General features: G+C 67.0%; 18 protein-coding genes. 9 read left to right on the forward strand and 9 right to left on the reverse strand.

All coding sequences use genetic code 11. The annotated features are described in order from the left end of the window. The first annotated feature begins 58 nt into the window (after positions 1-58). From F7O44_RS31835 to F7O44_RS13230, 3 genes are all read left to right on the forward strand, one after another. On the forward strand, positions 59-649 hold the full coding sequence (locus F7O44_RS31835) for a GrpB family protein (RefSeq protein WP_162450725.1): 591 nt from the start codon (positions 59-61) through the stop codon (positions 647-649). Between the two features lie 228 nt (positions 650-877). Further along, a complete protein-coding gene (locus F7O44_RS13225) occupies positions 878-1,045 on the forward strand; it encodes a MerR family DNA-binding transcriptional regulator (protein WP_162450726.1) in 168 nt (55 codons plus the stop codon). Further along, positions 1,042-1,689, forward strand: a complete 648-nt coding sequence (locus F7O44_RS13230; RefSeq protein WP_162450727.1) for a VOC family protein — start codon at positions 1,042-1,044, stop codon at positions 1,687-1,689. Before F7O44_RS13225 ends, F7O44_RS13230 begins: the two co-directional genes overlap by 4 nt. An 8-nt stretch (positions 1,690-1,697) precedes the next feature. Here F7O44_RS13230 and F7O44_RS13235 read toward each other — a convergent pair whose 3' ends face one another. Further along, a complete protein-coding gene (locus F7O44_RS13235; RefSeq protein WP_162450728.1) occupies positions 1,698-2,333 on the reverse strand; it encodes a TetR/AcrR family transcriptional regulator in 636 nt (211 codons plus the stop codon). 65 nt (positions 2,334-2,398) lie between these two features. On the opposite strand from F7O44_RS13235, the gene F7O44_RS13240 reads away from it, so the two are divergent. The 3 genes from F7O44_RS13240 (at position 2,399) to F7O44_RS13250 (ending at position 4,929) form a co-directional block, all read left to right on the forward strand. Continuing rightward, the gene (locus F7O44_RS13240; RefSeq protein WP_162450729.1) at positions 2,399-3,163 is read left to right on the forward strand and encodes an SDR family oxidoreductase; all 765 of its coding nucleotides are present in this window, start codon (positions 2,399-2,401) and stop codon (positions 3,161-3,163) included. A gap of 64 nt (positions 3,164-3,227) precedes the next feature. Further along, on the forward strand, positions 3,228-4,052 hold the full coding sequence (locus F7O44_RS13245) for an SDR family oxidoreductase (RefSeq protein ID WP_162450730.1): 825 nt from the start codon (positions 3,228-3,230) through the stop codon (positions 4,050-4,052). 73 nt (positions 4,053-4,125) lie between these two features. Then, complete coding sequence (locus tag F7O44_RS13250) at positions 4,126-4,929, forward strand: MerR family transcriptional regulator (RefSeq protein WP_162450731.1); 804 nt, start codon at positions 4,126-4,128, stop codon at positions 4,927-4,929. A gap of 106 nt (positions 4,930-5,035) precedes the next feature. Here F7O44_RS13250 and F7O44_RS13255 read toward each other — a convergent pair whose 3' ends face one another. Further along, a complete protein-coding gene (locus F7O44_RS13255) occupies positions 5,036-5,479 on the reverse strand; it encodes a potassium channel family protein (protein WP_162450732.1) in 444 nt (147 codons plus the stop codon). A gap of 32 nt (positions 5,480-5,511) precedes the next feature. Here F7O44_RS13255 and F7O44_RS13260 point away from each other — a divergent pair, with 32 nt between their 5' ends. Genes F7O44_RS13260 through F7O44_RS13270 form a run of 3 tightly spaced genes read left to right on the forward strand, consistent with a single transcriptional unit; the run spans position 5,512 to position 8,064 of the window. Then, positions 5,512-5,706 (forward strand): hypothetical protein, encoded by a 195-nt coding sequence (locus F7O44_RS13260; protein WP_162450733.1) that lies wholly within the window; start codon positions 5,512-5,514, stop codon positions 5,704-5,706. A gap of 34 nt (positions 5,707-5,740) precedes the next feature. Beyond that, on the forward strand, positions 5,741-6,826 hold the full coding sequence (locus F7O44_RS13265) for a DNA polymerase III subunit beta family protein (RefSeq protein ID WP_162450734.1): 1,086 nt from the start codon (positions 5,741-5,743) through the stop codon (positions 6,824-6,826). After that, positions 6,826-8,064, forward strand: coding sequence for an MFS transporter (locus tag F7O44_RS13270; protein WP_162450735.1), 1,239 nt, complete (start codon positions 6,826-6,828; stop codon positions 8,062-8,064). The genes F7O44_RS13265 and F7O44_RS13270 overlap by 1 nt, the downstream gene beginning before the upstream one ends. 2 nt (positions 8,065-8,066) lie before the next feature. On the opposite strand, the gene F7O44_RS13275 is transcribed toward F7O44_RS13270, so the two are convergent. The 7 genes from F7O44_RS13275 to F7O44_RS13305 form a co-directional block, all read right to left on the reverse strand. After that, positions 8,067-9,560: an FGGY-family carbohydrate kinase gene (locus F7O44_RS13275; RefSeq protein ID WP_162450736.1), complete on the reverse strand. Its 1,494-nt coding sequence runs from the start codon at positions 9,558-9,560 to the stop codon at positions 8,067-8,069. Positions 9,561-9,670: 110 nt separating this feature from the next. Then, positions 9,671-10,159, reverse strand: a complete 489-nt coding sequence (locus F7O44_RS13280) for a ribose-5-phosphate isomerase (protein ID WP_162450737.1) — start codon at positions 10,157-10,159, stop codon at positions 9,671-9,673. Further along, on the reverse strand, positions 10,156-11,925 hold the full coding sequence (locus F7O44_RS13285; protein WP_162450738.1) for a dihydroxyacetone kinase family protein: 1,770 nt from the start codon (positions 11,923-11,925) through the stop codon (positions 10,156-10,158). The genes F7O44_RS13280 and F7O44_RS13285 overlap by 4 nt, the downstream gene beginning before the upstream one ends. A 34-nt stretch (positions 11,926-11,959) precedes the next feature. After that, a complete protein-coding gene (locus tag F7O44_RS13290; protein WP_162450739.1) occupies positions 11,960-13,090 on the reverse strand; it encodes an ABC transporter ATP-binding protein in 1,131 nt (376 codons plus the stop codon). After that, the gene (locus F7O44_RS13295) at positions 13,087-14,253 is read right to left on the reverse strand and encodes an ABC transporter ATP-binding protein (protein ID WP_162450740.1); all 1,167 of its coding nucleotides are present in this window, start codon (positions 14,251-14,253) and stop codon (positions 13,087-13,089) included. Before F7O44_RS13295 ends, F7O44_RS13290 begins: the two co-directional genes overlap by 4 nt. Further along, positions 14,253-15,119 (reverse strand): carbohydrate ABC transporter permease, encoded by an 867-nt coding sequence (locus tag F7O44_RS13300; protein WP_162450741.1) that lies wholly within the window; start codon positions 15,117-15,119, stop codon positions 14,253-14,255. Before F7O44_RS13300 ends, F7O44_RS13295 begins: the two co-directional genes overlap by 1 nt. Positions 15,120-15,123: 4 nt before the next feature. Continuing rightward, positions 15,124-16,074 (reverse strand): ABC transporter permease subunit, encoded by a 951-nt coding sequence (locus tag F7O44_RS13305; protein ID WP_162450742.1) that lies wholly within the window; start codon positions 16,072-16,074, stop codon positions 15,124-15,126. Positions 16,075-16,103: the final 29 nt, after the last annotated feature.

Raw genomic sequence — 16,103 nt, forward strand, 5'->3', positions numbered from 1 at the left:
CGGAGCATCGGCTAACTGAGAGAATGCGAGTCTCCGCCGAGAACAGGGGGACGTGGTCGTGTCACTCAAGCTCATCGAATGGCGGCCCGATTGGGCGCGAGAGTTCGATGTCCTGGCTGCTCTGATCAGGGAGGCATGTGGACCATCGGTGGTGCGGGTCGACCACATCGGCTCGACGTCTGTGCCGGGGATGGTGGCGAAGGACTGCATTGATGTCCAAGCCATCGTGCGCAGCCTGTCCGATGTGAAGCTTACGGAGGGCTTGTTGAGCTCAGGGTTTACAGTATCGCCGGGCCCTTCGGAGTATCGGGATCACGTCCCGGAGAGTTGGAATGGAGATCCGGCTGCTTGGGACAAGTTGGTGTTTCGCCCTCCCCTTGGTACCCGGATAGGCAATGTGCACGTTCGGGTCGCAGGCCGCCCCAATGAGCGGTACGCGTTGCTCTTCCGTGATTTCCTGACCCATGACCAACCGGCACGCGATGCCTGGGCAGAGTTCAAGCGACGGCTAGCACGTGCCGTGGCTCCCCAGCTGACTACGTATGGTCAGATCAAAGACCCGGCCACCGATGTACTGATGGCTGCCGCCGAGCGGTGGGCTGCCGAGACCGGCTGGAAGCCCCCGCAGCCTGTTAATGGATCAGTTTGACAACGGTGGCCGCCGCGTTCATCGGGAGACCGTGTGGAATCTGACATCGTCACCCGCTCCACAAGCTGACTTCGATACCGTCAGGTGGCGCAGAATGCCAGAAAAGGGGCGCTTAGCTCACCTGGCGGTATCGAAGTGCCGATGCTGAGACTGGTACCGATGGCAGCTATGAGGGGGCGGCGGGACGGGGTTGACTCTCACTCGCGTGAGGCTTGCAGAATCAGTGCCATGGATAGCGCAGAGGAGCGGTTGCAGATCGGCGCGTTCGCTGAACTGGTGGGTCTGTCCATCCCCCAGCTCAGGCGGTATGACCGCCTTCGTCTCCTGGAGCCGGCCGGCCGCTCTGCCGGGGGTATCGCTACTACAGCAGCGGCCAGACCGGCGCTGCGAGGGTGATCGCCCTGCTGCGTTCGATGGACATGCCTCTTCGGGAGATTCGCCGGATGATCTCCGGCGCGGGCGAGGCTGAGCGCCGCCGTATCTTTCAGGACCACCGGGCCCGGCTCGAGGGCCGTGTGGAGGAGGTTCGCGGTCTGCTCGATGCGGTGGACGCTATGACCGAGGAGAATCCCATGAGTGCGGAAACTTGTGTGTCGAGCTGGCTTCACGTGATGCCGCGCCTGCCGGTGGCGGACATGGAACGCTCGCTTGCCTATTACCAGGAGGCGCTCGGCTTCCGACTGGATTGGCGCATGCCCTCTGGACAGGTCGCCATGATGGCCAACGGACAGATCGAGATGCTGATGCTGATGCAATGGGCAGGGGGCGGGGCGCCACCTACTCAGTCGGCCTACGTCTATGTCGAGGACCCGGACGCGCTATGCGCCGAGTATCAACAGGCCGGTGCCGACATCGTCGAGTCCGTGGCCACTCGCTCTTACGGGATGCGCGATTTCATCGTTCGTGATCCCGACGGGCATACGTTCACCCTTGGCCGCGGCACCGACAAACTGCGTGATGTGGCCGATCAGTATGGCGTGCCAGCGGACGCGATCTCGGTAGACCCCAACTGGCTCGAGCAGCGTAAACCGCGTCCCTAAAGGTGTCTTCATCCGGCCCGGTGGTCATCGACGACGTCATCGCCGAAGGCAGCAGCAAGCGCCTTCGCGATGAGGTCGGGCAGGTCGGTTTGTCCGTCATCCTCGGCCCAGCGCACCAATGCCGTGTGCATGGCGGCCAGGCAAGCGCTCGCCGCGGCATGGGCGTGGAACGCTGTGTCGGGGTCGGCGGCATCGTCGCCGAGTGCCTCGACGATCGCCTGCTGAAGGGCGTAGTTGCTGTCCAGGTGTCTGGCCCGTAAGGCCGGAGTCGTGATCATGAGCCGGAGACGGGCGAGCAGGAATTGCCCGGCTGTCGTGGGTCTGTCGCCGCGGCTGCCGCCCGTGAGCGTCGCGGCCCCGTCAATGAGCGCGCGACTGATGCGGCGTACCAAGGGTTGGGCGGCGGACGTGGCGGCCATTCGCTCGGCGACGAGCCGGACGTGGTCGTCGATGAGCACGAGGTCTTCCTTTGTGGGGAAGTGCCGGTACACGGTCATGGGCGACACCCCCGCGGCTTCGGCGACGTCGGTCACGGTGGTGGCGTCGTAGCCGTTTTCGGTGAACAGCCGTACCGCATGCGACTGAATCATGCGCTGTGTCTCGGCTCGCCGGTTCGCTCGCAGGGTTGAGTACTGGTCGGGCATGTGATAGACACTACCTCACTGATAGTAACTACCAGATTGGGAGTAACTAACATGAGGTGGCTGGCATGACTGATCTGATCGGCAGGACGGCGCTGGTGACTGGAGCATCACGCGGCATTGGGCAGGCGATCGCCGCCGGGTTAGCGGCGAAGGGGGCGATGGTGATCGTGCATTTCGGCACGGACCAGGAGGGTGCGGCGGCGACGGTTGGCGAGATCGAACGTGCTGGCGGGACAGCGGTGGCCGTCGGTGCAGAGCTTGGTGTGGAGGACGACGTCGAGACTCTCTTCGCCGGAGTCGAGGCCGGTCTTGCCGGACGGCCGCTCGATATCCTTGTCAACAACGCGGCAGCCGCGCCCGCCGGTCCACTCGGTACTACAACCCGCACGGAGTTCGACCACCTCTTCGCGGTGAACGTCCGGGCGCCGTACTTCATCATCCAGCGAGCTTTGCCCCTCCTGCCCGATGGCGGCCGCATCGTCACGATCTCGTCCGTGGCGACCCGGATGGCCAACCCCACCCAGACCTCCTTCGCCATGACGAAGGGAGCGGTCGAGACGATGAGTATGACCTTGGCCAACAAGCTCGGGGCCCGGGGAATCACGGTGAACGCGGTCGCTCCCGGCGCCACCCGGACGGCGACCAACGGTGCGTTCTTCGAAGCGCCGGGCCTGGCCGACTTCATCGCTGGAACGACGGCGCTCAACCGGCTGGGCAATGCCGACGACGTCGCCGACGTCGTGGCGTTCCTGGCCTCGAATGCCGCCCGCTGGATCACCGGCCAGGTCATCGATGCCAGTGGGGGGCTGTTCCTCGGTCCACGCACCTGATCGGAGGTTTCCGGCATAGTGTCATTCGGATGGCACTCCGTGACGTTGTTCGGTGCGCCCGGCCATGAAGGTTCTTGTCTTGGGTGGTAGTGGTTTCCTCGGTTGCGAACTGGCGCGGCGGGCGGTGGAAGCGGGCCACGACGTGACCGCGACTTATCTGAACCGGCTGGGCGAGGTTGATGGCGTCGAGTGGTCTCTGCTCGATATCCGCCACCGTGAAGAGGTCGTCAACCTGGTTGGCACGCTCGGACCGGACGTCGTGATCAATACGGCATACCGTCAAACAGACTGGATCATCACTGCTGATGGCGCTGCACATGTCGCACTCGCCGCCTCCGCGGTCGGTGCGCGTCTTGTGCATGTCTCCAGCGACGCCGTCTTCTCGGGTGCCGATGTTCACTACGACGAGACCAGCGTTCCCGACCCCATCACGCCCTACGGTGCAGCCAAGGCCGCAGCGGAAACGGCGATCAGGGCGATTACGCCGGGAGCGGTGATAGCCCGCACGTCGCTGATCATCGGGGATGGCGGATCGTCGCACGAAGCCGTCGTCCATGCGTTGGCCACCGGTGAGCGCCAGGGGATGTTGTTCACCGACATGGTGCGGTGCCCGGTACACGTCGCCGACCTTGCAGCGGCGCTGCTTGAGCTCGCATCGTCAGATCTGGCCGGAGTGCACCACATCGCTGGTGTGGATGCCGTGAGCCGCTACGAATTAGGGCTACTGGTCGCGCGGCGGGATGGGCTGGATGCCGATGCCCTCCCGTCGGGCCGGTGTGCCGCCGCCGGCTTCTCTGGTCCGCTCGACGTGCGCTTGGACTGCACCGCCACCCAGCGACATCTCCGGACCAAGCTCCGCGGCGCGCGAGAGTTCCTAGCACCTGTTTGACGGGTCAAGACCGCCAAGTGTTCTTGGCTGCAACCTTGCACCTCACGCGACGTGAGGTCGTACGGTCGAGTTCATGGCAACGGGCCAGGGAGACCGGACCGGTCGCAGAGTAGGCGAATTGGCAGCGGCGACCGGACTGACCGTCCGCACGCTGCACTACTACGAGGAGATCGGCTTGCTGGTGCCCTCGGCGCGTACCTACGCCGGACACCGGCTCTACGACGACGCCGACGTGGCCCGGTTGTACCGGATTTGCGTGCTGCGACGGTTGGGCCTGCCACTTGTTGAGATCGGCCGGGCGCTCGAGGAACCGGCCTGGAATCTGCGCGCCGCGATGACAGCTCACCTCGGTGAACTCGACCGCCGGCTCGAGGCGATGGGCCGGCTTCGCTCCCGCCTCGCTGGTCTATTGGGCTCGATCGGTACTGGGGACTCTCGGCTCACCCACGACCTGCTCACCACCGTTGAGGAGATGACCATGCTTGACACCGCTGTTCAGGGACGGATCATGTTGCTGGTGTACGAGGACATCGGGGCTGCTCACGACTGGCTGGTCCGGGTCTTCGGCCTGGGGCCGGGCCGGGTCGACCGCAATGATGAGGGCCGGGCTGTGCACGCCGAGTTGCAGGCGGGTGACGGTGTCATCTGGCTTCACCAGGAGCAGGATGACTGGGGGCTTGGCTCGCCCCAGTCGGTGGGAGCCGCGACCGCATGCGTGGCCGTGATGGTCGACGACGTCGATGCCCACTACCGCCACGCCGTGAGCGAGGGCGCGAGTGTCGTGCACGAGCCAGTCGATCAGCCGTACGGATACCGCGAGTACAGCGCTCGTGACCTCGAAGGCCACCTCTGGTCGTTCATGAAACCACTCGACTAGGCACGGTGCCGGGAGTGGTGGGTCACCGCCTGGGGCACCCGTCTTCACGGCGTCGGACGCTCTGCAGGACGCTACAGTTCGTCCTGCGGGCCGTGGCTCATGGCGCTCACTCTGCAGGACGCTGTGTTACGTCCTGCTCATCGGCGTGCGAGCCGCGTTTGTGCCGCGACGTAGAGCGTTTCTTGTGCGCCCGCCTGCCCATCAGCGAGTTGGCCAACGACGTGGCGAGGGCAACGAACAGGCCCACTGCCAGCAGCGCGTACAGCATCGTGAACACCTTGGCGATCGGCTGCTCCGGCGTCAGATCGCCGTAGCCGATCGTCAGGCCCGTGACGACGGAGAAGTAGGCGCTGTCCAGCACCGACCAGCCCTCCACCAGTGTGTAGAAGATCGTGGCGCTGACCAGCAACGTGACCAATGTGACGGTTACGCCCCGGAAAGCACGATCGCGCCACGAGATGCGCACCGCCGCGATGAAGCGGCGAATCATCAACAGAAGGCCCAACATTCCTGCAAGATACGGCAACCAACGACCGGTGGCGGCGGTCAACGCCGAAGCGGTTGACCGGCATGATGTGCTTCATGCTGACCGTTGGTGCCATCCGCGAGTACATCCGGGGCCTTCCAGACGACACTCCGGTGGTGCTGGATGTCCACCTGGAACATCAATACCTGCGTATCGAGAACCTGAACCTGACGACCGCACAGGATGCGACGCTCGGCGGCGATCCGCATGAGGGCATCGAGTTGCAGTTCTTCTGGGAGGCGACTGGTTGACCCTCAACCTGGTCGAGGTGCCAGGGTGCATGGCGTGGACGACGACGAACTGCGCGGCATCGGCGACATGGCGCAGGCCAGCGGACTGAGCGTCAGCGCCCTGCGCTTCTACGATCGTGCCGGGCTGTTGATTCCTGCCGTTGTGGATCCAGCAACCGGCTACCGCCGATACTCCGCCGACCAGCTTGCGTCGGCGCGGCTGTTGGCCGGGATGCGTCAAGTGGGCCTGCCGCTCGCCGAGATTGCCGCCGTACTGGAGCAGCGTTGCGACGTGGCGGCAGCCACCAGTGTGCTTGACGCCCACGTCCGCCGGCTGGAAGACCGTTTGGACGACGCCCGCCGTGAACTGCGAAGGCTACGTTCCCTCCTGGATTCGGAGCAGGGGGAGCCGTCGCGCTGGCCCGACGAGTCGGTCAGCGTCGACGTCGACGCCCGAGCTCTGGCCCGGGCCCTCGACGCGATCCGTTTCGCGGTGGCTGACGCTTCGCGGGAGCCACGTCTCAACGGTGCACTGATCGAATGCGAGAGCTCCGCGGTCCGGATCGTCGCTACCGACCGTTATCGCCTGACGGCATGCGAGGTAGTGGCGTTTCAGCGGGCCGGCACGCGGATGAGCGTGGTCGCGCCGGCGGGGTTTCTCGACGACGCGCGAGCGCTGCTGGACCACGACGGCGACGCGACCATTGACCTGGACCGCGGGCGCATCGCGATCACGGCTGCCGCCGCCCACGTCAGCGCCGACTGCATGGTCGATGCGTTCCCCGATTATCGGCAGATCCTGCGCCGGCACGCAGGCGGCAGCCGTTTCGTCGTCGATGCCCAAGACCTTCGCGCGCATGTGAGCTCGGTGACGGCCCGGCCCTTCTACCGGGAATCCGACGGCGTGCGGACGACGGTGATCACTTTGAGGGCCCACTCAGACGGGACGTTCGAAGTGACGGCAAATCAGCCGGAGACCGAGACAGACGTCATTCTCGATCGAAGCTTCCTACTCGAGGCGATAGACGCTTGCGCAGCGGAGCGGATCACGCTGGAGATCGCCGGGCCGCTGGCACCCGTGGCGCTACGTCGTCCCGACGACGAGCAGTTCGTGTCGTTGCTGATGCCCGTGCGGCCATGATGGCTGGGCAGCGCTCGGCGCCGCCGGCGTCGTCACCGCACGACTCCCACGTCCCCGCTGCGTATTGGCTCTGGTTGTCCGGTGCCGCGTGCTCGATGCTCGGCACGCAGGTCATGGCCTTCGCGATGGCGTGGAGCGCCACCGGCCAGGGCGGGCTGTTCGCCGGGCTGGTGCTCACCATGGTGGTGCTGCCCAGGATCCTGTTCTCGCTGGTGGGTGGTGCCATCGCGGACCGTGTCGGTGCGTGGCCGGTGCTGACCGGCGCGGCCGCGGTCATGCTCGCCCTGATGCTGTGCGTGGCGGGTGTTGCGTCACAGGCCGGTGACGCGCCCGCATTGCTGCTCGTAGCCGCGCTGGCGATCGGCCTGGTTGATGCTTTCCATTTCCCCGCGTCAGCATCGGTGCCAAGGCTCCTGGTCGCCGACGGCGGGCTGGCCAGGGCGGCGTCAGCCCGGCAGATCGTGTTTCAGCTCAGCGGCTTTGTCGGTGCTCCGCTCGGTGGGCTGCTCGTCGCGACGGCCGGGTTGGCCGCTGCGGCCCTGGCCAATGCGGCGGCCTACAGCGTGATGCTGGCGATGCTGATCGCGCTCAGCCGTCGTGGCCTGGCCCAGCACCACCAGCCAGACATCCAAGCCGATCCCTGGTGGCGCCGGTCCGCCGACGGACTCAAACTCGCCGCGCAAGACGCCCTGCTGCGCCCGGCTTTGCTGCTCATCATCGGGGCGGCGGCGTTCCTGCTGCCGCTCTCGTCACTTCTCGTGCCGTTACTCGCCCGGGAGCGGCAATGGCCGCCCGCTTCGGCCGGCGTCGTGGTCGGCGCGATCGCCTTCGGTACGGTAGCCGTGGCGGGCATTGTCACCGTCTCCGGCGCGCGCACCCGCCCTGGGTACACCGCGGCGACGGGGCTACTGGTGGCGGCGGCCGGTGTCACGGCATTGGCCTTGGCCCCCACCTTCGCGGTGGCCCTCCCTGCCGGGGCGGTGGCAGGTGTCGGCACTGGCCTGTTCACCACACACGTGGTTCCGCTGATCCTCGGCAACACACCCCGGACACATACGGCGCGGATCCAGGCCGTGGTACTTCTCGCCCAGTCCTTGCCGCTGCTGGTGACCAACAACGGCCTCGGCGCACTCGTCGACCTGGCACAAGCCAGCACGGTGATCGCTATGTGCGCGACTGGCCTGGTGATATGCACGTTAGCGGTGCTGGCGGCATCGCCGACGCTTCGGCGCACCTAGTCTCAGGACGGCAGAGTCTGTTCCTGCAGCTGCGCGAGTTGGTGGACGTGCGGGCGGGTCGCCGGGTAAAGCTCCAGGTAGGTCTCGTACAGGCTGTCGTAGACGTCCCGAGTGGAATCGTCCGGCGTCACCGTATGGCTGATCCTCGACCAGTTGGTCCCCGGTTCCAGCAACCCGACGCCGATACCGGCCAGCAGCGCATCGCCGTAGCTGGCGCCGATGGTCTCCTTCGGGATGGCTTGCTCGCGCCCGCTGACATCGCTGACGATCTGCGTCCACAGCGGGCTCTGCGTGCCGCCGCCGACCGCGATCAACCGGGCCGGCGGGCCGTCGTCGTCCAGCAGTTCCAGAATCTGGCGGGTACCGAAGGCGATGCCCTCGTAGGCAGCCCGGAACAGGTGCCCGCGGCCGTGCCGCAAACTGAGACCGGCGACGACGCCTCGCGCCCGTGAGTCGAAATGCGGTGTCCGCTCCCCCGCGAAGTACGGCAGCATCATCAGCCCCTCAGACCCGGGCGGCACCTGCGACGCCTCCTCAACCAGCTGCTCGTAGGCGACACCGCCGACGAGCTCCTGCAGCCACCCGGTGAGGCTTCCCGACGTGGCCATCCCGGCGGCCAGTGTGTACGTGCCGGGTTCCACCCCGGCCGTGGTCCAGAGCACCGGATCGGCTCGGGGCTCGGTGAGCAATCCGACGAAGAACGCGGTGGAGCCGTACATGACCATCAGATCGCCCGGCTCGCGGACCCCGGCGCTGAACGCCTCGGCCCAGGCGTCGACCGTGCCCGCCGAGACCGGTGTGCCTTCGGCCAGCCCGGTTTCGGCCGCGGCCCGGCCGGTGACCTTGCCGACTACCTCACCGGACCAGGCCAGTTGCGGCAGCGGTAGACCACCGGCGACCTCGTCGGCCCACTCCCGGTTCCAGTCCCGGGCATGGATGTCGTACATCGGATCACATTGGCTGGCGGTGAGGTGGTCGAGCACGTACTCGCCGGAAAGCCGCGCGGTGATGAACGAACTGGAGCTGTACCACCGCGCGGTGCGCTGCCACGACGCTGGCTCGTTGCGTCGGGCCCACAGCAATTTGGGCCCGACGGCCTGGGAAGACAATGCCTTGCCGCAGCGCCGCAAGACTTCATCCGCGCCGAAGCGATCGGTCAGTCCCTCGATCTCCGCCGTGGCGCGGGTATCGATTCCGTAGAGAATCGCCGGGCGTACGGGCTGGACATCCGCGGTGCACAGCACCAGGCACGGTCCCACCCCGCTGACGCAGACCCCGGCGATGCGCGCCCCGCTGCTGCGTCCGACTAGTTCGCGGGCGAGGCTGGTGACGTCGTTCCACCACACGGCCTCGGCGTCCACCTCGGCCCAGCCTGGCCGCGGCAGCGACATCGCGTGTGAGCGAGCGGCGGTGGCCACGATCCGGCCGTCGGGCGTGGACAGGACCCCTTTGCTGCTGCCGGTTCCCATGTCGATACCGAGGAGAAGCTCGTCCATGTCCACCACCACGATCGTCGGGGCAGGCTGCCCCACATCCTAGGCAGCGGTGGCGGCGGATGGGAGAGGCGTATCACGAGCGGATACACGCGAGGTTGCGGCGACAGTGCTCAGGAGTGCACGTGCTCACCGCCCTCTCCGGCCTCGAAGCGGGAGATGATCGCCACCTTGCTCGCGGACGCCGACGCGGTGTCGAACTGGAGGTCCAGCCATTCCGACACCAGCAGGCGGGCCAGCTCGGGCCCGACGACCCGGGCACCGAGCGCAAGGACCTGACAGTCGTTGGACAGCACGGAGCGTTGCACCGAGTAGCTGTCGTGGGCGACGGTGGCGCGGACCCCGGGGACCTTGTTGGCGGCGATGGCCATGCCGATGCCGGTTCCGCAGACGAGCACGGCGCGGTCGGCGTCGCCTCGGGCCACCGCCTCGGCTGCGGCGAGGCCGACGTCGGGATAGGTGCGGTGGTCCTCGGAGTCGTGGACGCCGAGGTCGCTGACGTCGACGACCCGTCCGTCAGTGCGCAACGTGTCGGCGATCAGGTCCTTGAGCTGCAGTCCGGCGTCGTCAGCGCCGACGACGATCCGCCACGCATGGGTCATAGCTGTGCTCCTGTGGTTTCGGGGGCGGCGGGTGTGCCGGAGCGCTCCCCGGCGAAGTGGGCGGCAAGGGCCGCCGCCGAGGCGGCGAGGGAGACCGCGCCCGGGTCGGGTGTGCCGTCGCTCCGGTCGCCAAGACGGGCTGCTCTGCCGCGCCTGGCCGTCATCTGGGCGGTGGCGGCGGCGGCCGACTGCGCGGCGTCTGCTGCATGAGCCCAGGCAGCGCGGAGGTCAGCCCCGTCGGCCATCGCCGAGCGGAACGTTTCCACCAGTGGGTGCAGCGCGTCTACGAGTGTTTTGTCGCCGGGCTGGCTCTGCCCGAGCCGGACGACGGCTTCCTCTGCCGCGGCGAGCGCGTCAGCGAGCAGCGTTGCCTCGAGGCCCTCCGGGCCGGCCGGCTCGATCAGCCGCCCTACGGTCGTCAGTCCGGCACCCCAGAGGGCTCCCGACGCTCCGCCGGCCGCATCGGCGAACGCCATGCCTGCGGCGATCAGGACGGCGCTGGCATCCGGGCCGGCGCGGCCGGCCGCCTCAACCGCCGCGTCCATGCCACGGGTCATCGTCGTTCCGTGATCGCCATCGGCGGCGACCGAATCGAGCGCTCCCAGGTGGTCCTCCAGTTCCTTCAAGCGGCCCGCGACGACGGCAAGACCGGCGCGCGCAGCTCGCCCGGACGGCGTCAGCTCCATTTCCGGGAATCCGCTGCTCTGCTGGTCCTCCGCGCCCGTGGCGCCCAGCGGCGCGGCCTGGCGCCCGTCGAGCGGGAGCCGCTCGGTGCGGATGTAGCCGGGCGCGGTGGCCGGAGCCGACAGCAGGCCCTCGAGCTCGTCGTCAGTCCACACCAGGGTGACCGAGCAGCCGGCCATGTCCATCGACGTCACGAACTCCCCGACCTCAGGTTCGGTCAGGGAGACGCCGGCTGCGTCGAATCGGCCGGCCAGCGATCGGTAGAGGACGAACAGTTCTTCGTACTTGACCCGGCCAAGGCCGTTGACCAGGATCCGGGCGCGAGTGGCGCCGGACGGGCGTTCGGCCAGCAGCCGGTCGACCAGCAGGCCTGCCAGCTCGTCCGCACTGGAGCGGGGCATGGTCGAGATCCCTGGTTCGCCGTGGATGCCGAGCCCCAGCACCATCGAACCTTCCTCGACGGTGAACAGCGGCTCCGAGCGGCCGGGCACCATGCAGCCGTCGAACCCGACGCCCACGGTGCGGCAGCGATCGTTGCAGTGCCGGGCGATACGTTCCACCTCGTCGAGTGAGTCACCGCGGTGCGCGGCCGCCGCGGCGGCGCGGAAGACGAAGAAGTCGCCGGCGATGCCGCGGCGTTCGCCGATGCGCTCGGGCGGCGCCGACGCGATGTCGTCGGTCACCAGGACGATCCGGGCGTCGATGCCGTCGCGTGCTGCGGCTTGGTCGGCTGCGAGCCCGAAGTGCATGACGTCGCCGGCGTAGTTGCCGAACAGCATCACGACACCAGCCCCACCGTCCACCGCCCGGATGGTGCGATAGACCTGCTCGGCCGAGGGGCTGGTGAAGATGTCGCCGCACACCGAGGCGTCGGCGAGGCCGGGGCCGACGAGGCCCGCGAAGGTCGGGTAGTGTCCCGACCCGCCGCCGACGATCGTCGAAACCCGTCCCGGCGCCGGTGCGGTCACCGACGCGACGGCCGAGGTGTCGGGGACGCGGCGAAGGATCCGGGAGTAGGCGGTGACGAGCCCGTCGATCGCCTCGTCTTTGAATGCCCGCTCGGTGTTGTACACGTAGGTCATGGTCGGCCTCCTTCGGGCCAGGTGTCGTGGGTCGTCATCGCAGCCGTTCACCCGATTCGGGGTCGAAGAGGTAGACGCGTTCCGGGTGGGCGTCGAAACGGATCGTGTCGCCATGGCTCCAGTGGTCGCCCGGCGCCGTCTGCACCGTGATCGGCGTGTCCGTACCGGGCAGAATCACGGTGGCCTGGCCGAACTCGAGCAGGTTCTCGTAGACCCTGATCTCGCCCCGCAGAACCGTTGCTTCGGCGCCGATGCCGGTCCGGCAGTCCTGCGGGCGTACACCCACGGTGACGCGCTGGCCGTCTGCCGCGGATCGTGCGGCGGTCAGCAGCTCACCGGACTGCCCGACCTGCACGGTGACCCGGTCACCATGGGCCCGTACGGTGCCTTCGATCAGATTGATCTTCGGCTCGCCGACGAAGTCGGCGACGAACAGGTTGGCCGGATCGTCGAAGATCTCGTCGGGCGTCCCGAACTGCCGGATCACGCCGCCGTCCATCACGGCCATCCGGTCGGCCAAGCTCAGGGCTTCGAGCTGGTCGTGCGTGACGACGATCGTCGTGTACCCGAACTCACGCTGCAGAACCTTGAGTTCCCGACGCACCCGCTGCCGCTGCGAGGCGTCGAGGTGTGACAAGGGCTCGTCGAGCAGCAGCACAGGTGGGTTGCGGATCAGCGCCCTGGCCAGTGCGATGCGTTGTTTCTGCCCGCTGGAAAGCCCGGCCGGGCGCAGGTCGAGCAACTCCGTCATGCCGAGCCGTTCGGCCAGCACGTCGACCCGTTGACGCACGTCCTTGGCCTTGCGCGCCTTCAAACCGTAGGCAAGGTTCTCCCGCACGGACAACGGCGGATACAGTGCGTAGCTTTCGAACCCGACACCGATGTTGCGCCGCCGGGCGGGCAGGTCGGCCACGGAGGCGCCGCCGATCCGGATGTCCCCGGAGGTCACCGTCTCCAGACCGGCGATCATCCGTAACGTTGTGGTCTTGCCGCACCCGGACGGACCAAGCAGCGCCACCATCTCACCTGGCTCGATCTCCAAGTCGAGCCCGCGAACCGCCCGGAAGGACTCACGTCCGCGGCTCTCGTAGGTCTTGTACAAGCGGTCCAGCACCAGGCTTTGTGCCGTGCTGGCTCCGGAGAGAACGTCGTTCACCGCTGTCATATCCGCTGTGTCCCTTCCATCGCAGCCGAACCCAGCCGCGTGGTGTCCGCTCCCGCGTCACCCCCGGCGAAGATGTGCACGTGTTCGAGGGGAACGTCCAGGTCGACATGGTCCCCTTCGCCGCGCGCACCATCGCTGGAGGTGACCACGATCACCTGAGTTCCGCCGACGTCGACGCTCATCTCGACCGACCGCCCCAGCCGCTCGGCCAGTTCGACGGTGCCGCGCATGCTCAGGCGTCCGGCGGAGTCGCGCATGCTCAGGCGTCCGGCGGAGTCGCGGCCGGGCTCGGCGGAGGCGGTGGAGACGTCCCGCGGCCGGATACCCACGCGGACCCGTTGACCGTCCGCAAGGTGGAGCGACGGCGGTGCCGGCACGTCGATCGAACCGGCACTCACCACGATCCGGCCGCTCTCGACGCGACCATCCAGCAGGTTCATCTCGGGCTGGCCCAGTGCACGGGCGACGAAGGTGTCCACCGGCGCCTTCCACACCTCTTCAGGCGTGCCTACCTGGACGATGCGACCCGCACGCATCACGCCCACGCGGTCGCCCAGCGCCAGCGCTTCCTGATAGTCGTGCGTCACGTACAGGGTGGTGATGTCCGACAACTGTCCGAGCTGTTTGAGCTCAGCCCGCATCGCCGAACGCAGCTTGGCGTCGAGGTGCGACAACGGCTCGTCGAGCAAATAGATGTCAGCCGGGCGCACCAGAACCCGGCCGAGAGCCACGCGTTGCCGCTGGCCGTTCGAGAGCTCCCGTGGCAACCGGTTCAGCAGGTGAGATATGCCAAGGGTGGTGGTGACCGTCTCGATGCGTTCGCGCTGCTGTTGCGAGCTGAACCGGCCTGAACGGCCGGAGCGCAGCGGTGAGGCCAGATTCTCGAACACCGACTTCTGCGGATAGAGGGCGTAACTCTCGAAGGCCATCGCCACGTTGCGGTGGTAGGGCTCCACCCCGGTCATGTCCTGGCCGCTGATCTCGATGCGTCCGTCGTCGACGTCGACCAAACCGGCGACGCACTTCAGCGTGGTTGTCTTGCCGGCACCGGACGGGCCGAGGATGGCGAAGAACTCGCCGTTCTCGATTGCCAGATCAATTCCATCGACGGCCGTGGTCTGGCCGTAGGTCTTGTGCAGTCCTTGCACTTTCAAGGTGCCCATCAGGCCTTCACCGCCCCGAATGACAGCCCGCGCACCAGATACCGCTGGATGCTGAGCGCGAGTATGAGTGGTGGCAACGCGGCGATGACCGCGGCTGCCGCCGTGAGGTTGTAGTACGCCTGCCCGCCACCGCCAAGGAACTTGGTGATCGCCACCGTCACGGTGCTGGCCTCGTTACCGGTGAGGATCAGCGCGAACACGTAGTTGTTCCACGCGAAGATGAATGCGAGCAGAGCCGCGGCGGCGATCCCTGGGCGGACCAGGGGCAGTGCCACCATCACAAAGGCACGCCGCCGGGTGTAGCCGTCGAGCAGGGCCGCCTGTTCCAGGTCCTCCGGCAGGTCCTGGAAGTAGGACCGGAGAATCCACACCACCAGCGGCATGGTCACCAGTTGCAACACCCAGATCATGCCGACCCTGGTGTCGAACAGCCCGATCTGGTGGTAGATGACGAACAACGGGACGATCACCATCAGCTCGGGCGCGAACCGGAACGACAGGATCGTGAACATCACGTCGTTGGACCCGCGGTACTTCCACCGCCCCGCCGCGTAGGCGGCCGGTACCCCGATCACCAGCGAGACGAGCACCGCCCCAGCGCAGCTGATCACACTCGTGATCAATGTGCTGGTGAAGTCGACACTGGTCAGAGCCGTCCCGCGGTCACTGAGGACGATCGCGAAGTTCTCCAGCGTCGGCGAGAACACGAAGTACGTCGACGTCTGTTCGGCCGGCGTCTTCAGTGCCAGCAGCACCATCCACAAGATCGGGAACAGCGCGAACGCGAACCAGGCCACGAGGGCGATATCGGCGAGTACCGACCCGGCGGTGAACCGGCGGCGGCCGGGTAGCAATTCCTTGACCATGCCTTCAGCCCTCCGCCCCGGCGGCCCGTCGCTGTGCCTTGCCGAGCACACTGACGAGATACCTCGCGGTGATGAACACGAGAACCCACAGCAGGAACATGTAGGTACTGCCCTGGGAATAGTTCAGGTTGATGATCGAGTCCTCGTAGGCACCGATCTGCAGCGTCCGGGTGACCGCGCCCGGCCCACCCGCCGTCAGCACATAGACATGATCGAAGATCTTCAGGCAGTCCATGAACCGGAAGATGACGGCGACGAGGATGTACGGCCAGATCATCGGCAGCATCAGCCGCCGGAACATGTAGAACCAGCCGGCTCCGTCCACCTCAGACGCCTCGAACGGCTCCTTTGGCAGTGAGCGGATGCCGGCGAGTACCAGGATCGCCACGAACGGGGTGAAGATCCAGACGTCGACGAGAATCACCGACCAGAGCGCCATATCCGTGCTCAGCCAGTTGAACGTCGACCCGAGCCCGAAGATGTGGTTGATCACCCCGAACTGCGGGTTGTACATCAGGCCCCAGATCACCCCGGCGATGACCGGCGCCACCATCAAGGGAAGGATCAGCACCCGCTCGAAGAGCTTCCCTATCCGGCTGGCGCGGTTGAGCAGCAGGGCGATGCCGATGCCGAGCACCATCTCCACCGTGGTGGCGACTACCGCGTACACCAGCGTCACCCGCACGCTGCCCCAGAACCGGCTGTCCGAGAGCACCCTGGAGAAGTTGTCGAAGCCGACGAACGACGGCAGCGGGTTGATGGCTGAGTAGTTGAGCACGCTGTAGTAGGAGCCGAGAATGAACGGGTAGAGAATGCCCGCGATGATCAGGACGGCGGGAATCGACAGCAGGTAGGGACGTGCCTTGCGCCGCCAGGTGGGCACGGACGGTGGCCGGTCCGGTTCTCGTTTGACCGGTGTGGGCTCCTGGGTGCGCCCCGTGACCGTAGTGGACACCGGCGACCTCCTTTCGCGATCGGTCCAGC

It is taken from the genome of Phytoactinopolyspora mesophila (genome assembly GCF_010122465.1).
GTDB classification, from domain to species: Bacteria; Actinomycetota; Actinomycetes; order Jiangellales; family Jiangellaceae; genus Phytoactinopolyspora; species Phytoactinopolyspora mesophila.